This is a genomic window from Enterobacter sp. 186315 (genome assembly GCF_053290175.1).
On the sequence record NZ_JBPTTK010000063.1, the window covers coordinates 1 to 1,040 of the forward strand.

The following is a 1,040-nucleotide window of genomic DNA, read 5'->3' on the forward strand; positions in this document are numbered from 1 at the left end:
AGAACTTTAGCAACAACGCCCGCGCCAACGGTACGGCCGCCTTCACGGATTGCGAAACGCAGACCGTCGTCCATCGCGATTGGGTGGATCAGAGTCACAACCATCTTGATGTTGTCGCCTGGCATTACCATCTCTACGCCTTCTGGCAGTTCGATGGTACCGGTCACGTCAGTTGTACGGAAGTAGAACTGTGGACGGTAGCCTTTGAAGAACGGAGTATGACGGCCGCCTTCGTCTTTGGACAGGATATAAACTTCAGATTCGAACTTGGTGTGTGGCTTGATTGAGCCTGGCTTCGCCAGAACCTGACCACGTTCGATTTCTTCACGTTTGATACCACGCAGCAGAACACCAACGTTCTCACCAGCACGGCCTTCGTCCAGCAGTTTGCGGAACATTTCAACGCCAGTACAGGTAGACTTCGCAGTCTCTTTGATACCAACGATTTCAACTTCTTCGCCAACTTTGATGATACCGCGCTCTACACGACCGGTAACAACGGTACCACGACCGGAGATGGAGAATACGTCTTCGATTGGCAGCAGGAATGGCTTGTCAATCGCGCGCTCTGGTTCTGGGATGTAAGAATCCAGGAAGCCAGCCAGTTCGATGATTTTTGCTTCCCACTCTGCTTCGCCTTCCAGCGCTTTCAGCGCGGAACCGCGAACGATTGGAGTGTCGTCGCCTGGGAAATCGTACTGAGACAGCAGTTCACGAACTTCCATCTCTACCAGTTCCAGCAGCTCTTCGTCATCAACCATGTCGCATTTGTTCAGGAACACGATGATGAAAGGAACGCCTACCTGACGACCCAGCAGGATGTGCTCACGGGTCTGAGGCATTGGGCCGTCAGTCGCAGCAACAACCAGGATCGCGCCGTCCATCTGCGCAGCACCGGTGATCATGTTTTTAACATAGTCGGCGTGGCCTGGGCAGTCTACGTGTGCGTAGTGGCGAGTCGGGGTGTCATATTCAACGTGGGAAGTGTTGATGGTGATACCACGAGCTTTTTCTTCTGGTGCGTTATCGATCTGGTCGAA

At 53.2% G+C, this 1,040-nt stretch carries 1 protein-coding gene; it reads right to left on the bottom strand.

The window, feature by feature from the left end:
- On the bottom strand, positions 1–1,040 hold a 1,040-nt coding region (gene tuf / locus ACSVHP_RS22950), incomplete at both ends, for an elongation factor Tu (RefSeq protein ID WP_248219630.1).